This is a genomic window from Chamaesiphon sp. VAR_69_metabat_338, assembly GCF_031423935.1.
In the GTDB taxonomy this organism is placed as follows: domain Bacteria; phylum Cyanobacteriota; class Cyanobacteriia; order Cyanobacteriales; family Chamaesiphonaceae; genus Chamaesiphon.
On the sequence record NZ_JANPGM010000390.1, the window covers coordinates 1 to 5083 of the forward strand.

General features: G+C 47.1%; 4 protein-coding genes. All 4 read right to left on the bottom strand.

Annotated elements, in window-relative coordinates; all coding sequences use genetic code 11:
• The coding region (locus RMO84_RS10945; RefSeq protein WP_310488496.1) for a GAF domain-containing protein at positions 1–2136 on the bottom strand (2136 nt) is incomplete at its 3' end.
• Positions 2137–2236: 100 nt separating this feature from the next.
• Complete coding sequence (locus RMO84_RS10950; RefSeq protein ID WP_310488497.1) at positions 2237–2758, bottom strand: chemotaxis protein CheW; 522 nt, start codon at positions 2756–2758, stop codon at positions 2237–2239.
• Between the two features lie 84 nt (positions 2759–2842).
• Entirely contained in the window at positions 2843–3205 is a 363-nt protein-coding gene (locus RMO84_RS10955) for a response regulator (RefSeq protein WP_310488498.1), read from the bottom strand.
• A 2-nt stretch (positions 3206–3207) separates the two neighbouring features.
• Positions 3208–4452 carry a response regulator gene (locus RMO84_RS10960; RefSeq protein WP_310488499.1) on the bottom strand — a complete coding sequence of 415 codons (1245 nt, stop codon included), beginning with the start codon at positions 4450–4452 and terminating at the stop codon, positions 3208–3210.
• Positions 4453–5083 lie beyond the last annotated feature (631 nt).

The following is a 5083-nucleotide window of genomic DNA, read 5'->3' on the forward strand; positions in this document are numbered from 1 at the left end:
ATCTTTTTGCGCCCATTTGCGGAGGATACAGCGATCGCTGGTCGATCGATTGCCGGAGAGGGTTTCATCTTTGGCTTGTTCGACTAACAGCGATACCCAGCCGCTACCGACAGATTCGGCGACGACTTGACCGCTCCAATCTTCGTTAAACTGATAGACGACTGCCCGATCGGCAGTAGAAGCTTGGCGGATTTCTTGGACGACGCTGGAGAAGACATCATCGACTACTAGCGATTGGCGGATGCGATCGGCAATCCGGTTGATCGTTTGTTCTTGGTCGGCGCGTTTTTGGAGTTGCTCGATATAGTGGATTTGCTCCATGGCAATCCCGACTTGCAGACCCATTTGGCGGAGAGTTTCGACCTCTTCTTCTTGCCATTTGCGGACGTGGGCGTTTTGATAAGCCCCAATCAGTCCCCACAATTTGCGATCGGCACCAAAGATCGGTGCGAGCATATAGGAGCGCGCTTCAAACTGTTCGAGCAGTTGGATATGGCAAGTTTGGTGCCCGACGGTATAGATATCATCGACGGCAAAACATTCGCCATCTTTATAACGACCGCCTTGAGTCCGTTGGAGGAAAGTATCCTGAACGATATGGACGGTTTCGATCAGGTCTACCCAACCAGGGGTCGCCGATTCGGCAATAAAGCGACCGCCCCAATCAGCATCGAACTGATAAATCGCCAAGCGATCGGCGTCCAGTAATTTGCGGCCATCTTGAGTGGCTACTTGGAAGACAGTTTTGTCATCTTTGGCACTGCGCAACCGCTCTTGGAGTTTGGAGAGTCCGCGTTCCCGTTGGAGGCGTTCTTCCATTTTCTTGGTCTGGAACTGGGAGAGACGGCGGCTGGTGGTTTGTTGGATCGGGAAGCTAAAGGTTTTGGCATAGTCGAGCATCGCTTGGAGGTCGGATTCTTGCCAGTTGCGCGCGCCAGAGTTTTGGTAAACGCCCAACATCCCCACCAATTGGTTGTTTTTCAGGACGGGAACGACGATATACGCCTTCATTTGCAGCGGTGCGAGGGATTCTAGTAAGCAGCGATCGAATCCTTTGGCGTCGATATCGTTGACGACGTAATAAGGCTTGAAATTCTCGCCGTTAATCGAGTAATCCAAATCGAGGGAGTTGCCCGCTTTTGCCCAGTTGACGCCAACGGATTCGGCAATGACATTACTGCTCCAGTCTGGATTGTAAGCCACGACCATCGCCCGATCGGCTTGGAGGTTGTGGCGGATATTTTCGAGCGTGGTCTGCATCACTTCCTGAGCTTCGATCTCGATCGCGGCTAATAGATCGCGACGTTGGGATAATTGCAGCAGGGGTTGATTGGGCTGGACTGCGAGTGTCAGTTCTAGAGATAATTGGGACAGGCAAGCAGTTTCCGATTCTGTCCAGGTGCGAGGGCGATCGCACTGGTGGACGACGAGTAAACCCCAGACGCGACCTAAACTATAGCTATCGGTAGTTGCGGAGTAACCGTTGATCAGAATCGGTACGGTGACTGTCGCTTGGACTTGATACTGCTCTAAGATTTGTTTTTGGTAAGGGCTGACTTCGCTATTAATTAACGCCATCACCCGTTGGGAGCGATCGTCGGTGAGTTGCTCAAACCCAAAGCCAACTTGAGGGATTTCGGTATTGAGCGTGGGTGTTAAACCAGATTGAACGGCTTCGGCGATCGATCTGCCCATGCCAGCCCCAGTCAATTGATAAATCAGGACGCGATCGGCATTTAGCAATGCTTTGATATCGGCAACTGCACTATTGAATGCCGCCATCGGTGAAGTAGCTTGTCTGATTTTGGTGGCGATTTGATGGATGCGATCGGCGGCGATATTTGGTACGCTGGGTGCGGGAGTAGCAGCCCGATCGCTACTCAAAAATCCGGCTAATTCTCGCGCTTTGCGGAGATTTTGACGGAGTGGCTCGCTGCCGGGGGTATTTGTCGCTTCGAGCTTGACTTGGACGTCTTGAAGCAACGATAAGAGTTGTTGTTTGGCGGTAGTGCTAGTCATGGCATTGCGATCTTGATTAGACATCTGAAGTGACTCTGGTGATGGAATATTGGGGTTGAGCGGTTCTGTCGCTTTATCGGCTCGATCTTCTGGAGAGCTAAATAGATTTTTTAACATTTGCAATAGTTGAAGTTACTAAATCTCGATCTACTAATTAAGAGTTGACGCTGCGCGATTGGGTGAGAGTTAATTTTTTAATAGCAATTAGTTGGCACGGTTAGAGAATCGATTTAATTACCCGATCGAGATCGAGGACTACGCGCGACTGGCGATCGGCATCGATAAAATAACCCGATAAAAATGCGCGCATTCCTTCGCCAAACATTAGATCGTCGATCGGCAATCTGGCTTGCAGATCGTGGGTTTCAATCGTGCCCACCCGATCGATTAACAAGGCAACTGTTTCCTGTTGCACCTGAAATAACATCCCCATGCCAGTCGTGACTGTGGGCGCGCTCAAGTAGCCAGATCCGCCCATCAAATGCGCCAAATCCAAGACCCAAGTAGCTTTACCGCCATAATTAATAATCCCGAGTAAGGATGCGTGCATTTTGGGCACTGGCAGAATCTCTGACAAAGAAATTTTAATTGTGGCTTGCAAATCTACCAACGGGATTAGAGCATTAATGCTATCGCCGATCGTAAAGCCGAGAAATCTTTGACTTAGTTCTGACTCTTCAGCTTTTCGAGCTGGCTGTCGATTGGTTCGGGGTGGTACTCGATCGATAATTTGATTCATAACTTACAACTCATAATTCATCGTGCATGATTCACAACTGCTACTGTTCGCGATGGCCTCCGGCAGCCCAAAGGTTAACGATGCTCAACCAATCAACTGATTGACTGTCTGCAAGAGCGTCGGCTCATCTACTGTTTTGCTCAAATAAGCATCAGCTCCGCTCATATCACCCCAAGTCCGATCGATTTGCTTATCTTTAGTGGAATAAATGACGATCGGAATACTTTGAGTTGCTGGCTCGGTCTTGAGTTTACGGCACAACTCGAACCCACTTTCGCCTGGTAAAATCACATCGAGGACGATTAAATTTGGCTTGAAGGTTTTGAGCCGAATCTCGGCTTCTTCACCACTAGTAACTACCAAGATCGAAAAACCTTGGCCTTCTAAACAACGTTTGAGTTTATCTGCTTCAAACTTACTATCTTCAACAATTAAAATTTGGCTCATGACTATTCACTAACTCCAACAAGATATTTTTCGATCATTTTCAAAACAGCTTCTTCTTGAACTGGCTTACCCAAGAAACCAGTCGCCCCCACCATCTTCGATCGCATCCGATCGATCAAGCCATCCTTACCAGTCAAAATAATCACTGGGATATGCTTTAAACTCGGAGTTTTCCTAATTTGTTCGCATACTTCATAGCCATTGGTAATTGGCATTAATAAATCTAAAAAGATAAAATCCGGTTTGTTTCTAATTAGGCTGGGCATGATTTTGAGCGGATCTTGCACGCCATAGCACCTAAACTTGTGCTCGATGAGAATCCGTTCTAAAGATTGATAAATCAAGATACTATCGTCGATGCAAGCAATCAACGGACTCTCAATGCTACTTGCTGGTGTCGCAGGGCTAGCCGATTGACCGATTTCGCTACTAAAGCGTTCGCTTAAGGACTTACTACTAGTGATATCGAGGCTCCCAGTCCGCTCGGTTTTCGACAGCGGTAAGGCCGATAAATTGATAAATCCCGATCGCAGCAGCGGTAGTAAAGCACTGGTGAAATTGATGACAGGTTGATGATGAACGACGGCCAAACTGCGGAGCGAGCGATTGCCCTCGATCGCCTGAACGATCTGGTACAAACTCTGATTGTCAGCCAATCGCGATCGATCCAGCGATTGCGAGACAATGGCAAACAAGCTGGGCGCATAAGCTGTTAAACCCACATTCGACCATTCTTGCCAGGTTTGAATCGTCTTGGTCAAAATCGGCTCGATTTCGAGTAAGGGCAGGACTAAGTTGAGTTGACTATTTCCCGCACCAGTCTGCATCAGTTGATAAGAGAGTCGATTACCACTGCGCTGACTAAATTGAATGATATCGAATAGATTTTCGACAGTCATTCTGGCCACTAACTCAGCACATTTTTGGCGATCGATTAATTCGGCAACCAATAACTCTGCCAGAATGTTTGAATCTAAATTATTTTGATTCGGATTATTAACTTCGGCTAATTTATCTGGTGGTAAATCGAGTTGAGCTAAGGTAAGATTGCGCTGCCAACAATTAATTGGCTCGACACCACCGCTCACCCAGCCGATCCGCCCCATCCTAAATGCCAAGATCCAGCTCAGATCCGGCTCGACCTTAACGATTAAATTGCCGCTAAAAGACTGAGCCTTAATTTCTTTTAATTTAATAATTAAATCTTTAAAGCTTAAACCTGTCGCTCGTTCGCTACTTTGAACCATTGTTTTTCACCATCAACCCACTAACTAAATTGCTTTGATATTTTGCACATACGATTGTGATATATTCAGTATTTAAACTTGTTTAACGATCGCGAAGAACTAGATAATTGAATTAAATCTAATCAAATCTAATGTCGTTTGTGGTCGATACTGCTCATTAATGGTAGACAAAGCCAAGCAATCTGGGTGCGATCTCGATCGCCAAACTTTTGCACGCGGGAGCTAGATGTTATCCTCGATCGAGAACCCTGCCCTACTTTGGCTAGAGCCACTGGTTCCCCATCGATAACTATCCTCAACCCGTTTTCGATCCCCACTTCAATAGTGTTCCCACAACTAATCGAGAAAAAACAAGCTCGATCGAAAATTTCTCGCCATTAGCAAACAATCTCGAATGAGATCGTTTGCGACAGTATTGAATTTAAAGATTAGTGCAGCATAGCTTCAGGGTACTCATACCAAATCCGGTTTGTACAACCTACAAACCCAGCCCCCACCCCCAGCCCCCGTCTTGACCAAAACGCACGCTGAGGAAACCTCAGCGCGATTGCATCCGCAAATTCTCGCAGTCTGATTCACATGGTAAGTATGTGGTAAGCTTCACAGCATCTGGTACTGGGACAACAAAAAG

Bases quoted from the DNA above. Each gene is read 5' to 3' on its own strand.
- RMO84_RS10955 (WP_310488498.1), bottom strand. From the start codon at position 3,205: ATGAGCCAAATTTTAATTGTTGAAGATAGTAAGTTTGAAGCAGATAAA.
- RMO84_RS10960 (WP_310488499.1), bottom strand. From the start codon at position 4,452: ATGGTTCAAAGTAGCGAACGAGCGACAGGTTTAAGCTTTAAAGATTTA.
- RMO84_RS10950 (WP_310488497.1), bottom strand. From the start codon at position 2,758: ATGAATCAAATTATCGATCGAGTACCACCCCGAACCAATCGACAGCCA.